Source organism: Endozoicomonas sp. SESOKO3 (assembly GCF_024606255.1).
Map to the genome: position 1 here is coordinate 1 of NZ_JAHHPR010000130.1, position 1,779 is coordinate 1,779.

Genomic DNA, 1,779 nt, shown 5'->3' on the forward strand with positions numbered 1-1,779 from the left:
CACTGTTGCCGGCAGACCAGAGCTTCTGGCCTGTGCTGGCATCCACCCTGTAGATTCCCCGCCCGATGTCATTATGGCCGATCGTCGTTTGTTCATCGGCATCCTGATCGTAGCCAGCACCGAACAACAGCACCTGCCTGTCGGCTCCATTAAAACGGACCTTTGCCGGAGTCGGGGCTGACCAGGTCTGGCCCAGCTCAGGAAAATCAGGATTCAGTGTTGTGCTGTCTGCCTGATTGTTCCTATCCTGGTCGCCTCGAATCACCCATCTCAATTCCGGGTTATATCTGCGAATGACGTCCAGAGCGTAGATATTACTGCCACCACGCCTCATGGTGAGATAAAGGTTGACATGCTCTCCGGAATCGGGAAAGCCATTATTGCTCTGAAGAACATCACCATCACCGTTGGCATCATTGATCCATACCGTCATCGGGCCATCCATGCCATAAAGCTTGACCGGTGTATTATTCACAGTGGGAGGAGGTATTTGAGGGCGGCTCCTGAGCCTGCAGCTCTGATTAAGATTGAGATCACCAAAGCGATAGCGATACTCGCAAAACTCAGGGTTGTGACAGGTGCCCGGGGGCGCAAATATATTATAGTCACAGTCGCCATCTGTCCTTGGTGCATTGAGACGGCAACTTTGTGAAGGATGAATATCAAACAATTGATACTGAAAACTGCACCAGTATTCAGGGATGCAACTACCGGGTATTCTGAAGTTCCAGACACACCCCTCATCGGAAGATGGGCCGGTATAGTGGTCTGCCCCTTGTACCAGATTGTCTTTGTAGATTTTAAGGTTAACGAGCAGCTCTTTAGGGATAAATGAGAACTCAGTGCTGCCATTATCGGTATTCACAGCGTGTAAGAAGCCGTCGTTGGTGGTGAAATAAACCGTTCGGTCCACCACGGACCCGGCACTGTTCTTATAATAAGTGATCACTTTTGGCTGGGTATGAAGCGGATCGCCCGTACTGGTTCGGTTGTCCGTAGTAGAACCGTCACCGTCTTCGTCGTCTACATCAACCCCTCTGGCCCACTTGAGAACATTGGTACGGTTCGTTGCCGCTGCACTTCCGGACAGACCCAGAATCCCGGTGGTAATGCCCGCGTTATTCTCAGTGACACGATTACCCGAAGCATTCAGGTTGGCGCTGTTACTGCCAGTAATATTGGAGACCACCGTCCGACTTTTTTTCAAATGGGCAGCCATTCCTCCTGAAGTAGCACTGTTACCATCGTTGGTATTACCCCAAAAACTTCTGGAGCTGCCGGTAAAAAATCCGGTGGACGAATCAATGGCCAGATGACCATTGGCATCATAAACCTGGTTATCCGTTCCCAGACTGTAGCGTTTGAGGTTTCCCCGCCAGCCAGGACCATTAATCATCCAGAGCAGGATGTAATAGAGTTCATCAGAGTTTTGCAGCGAGTTTGCGGCATCACCGACCGATGCAGGTGCAGCAAACCCCAGAAAATCAACCTGACCATTATTGAAGCCATTGATCAGAAGATCAGTATCGTCAGACCAAGCCTCTGACAGGCACATCAGGCAGAGAGCCGGTATAGACAGTAAACGATGCTTCAAAAGGAAAATCCTCAGTCAGGTGTTCTTATTTTTTCCATCGGCAGCACAGCCTTCAGATTGATTCAGAGAGTGGTCACGAAGGTAAAGCCCAGAGTCTGGCTGGAGCGTGCACCTGTCTGACCCAGGGTAGCGACGCTATCAATTTCGAACATCAGGCCAATGTATTTCCCGAGACTGTAACCCGG

The 1,779-nt window shown here is 50.5% G+C and carries 1 protein-coding gene; it reads right to left on the bottom strand.

Annotated features, from left to right (window positions below; all coding sequences use genetic code 11):
- Positions 1-1,594 (bottom strand): hypothetical protein (locus tag KDK18_RS02305; RefSeq protein ID WP_257252906.1); only part of this gene is annotated, 1,594 nt, incomplete at its 3' end.
- Between the last annotated feature and the right edge of the window lie 185 nt (positions 1,595-1,779).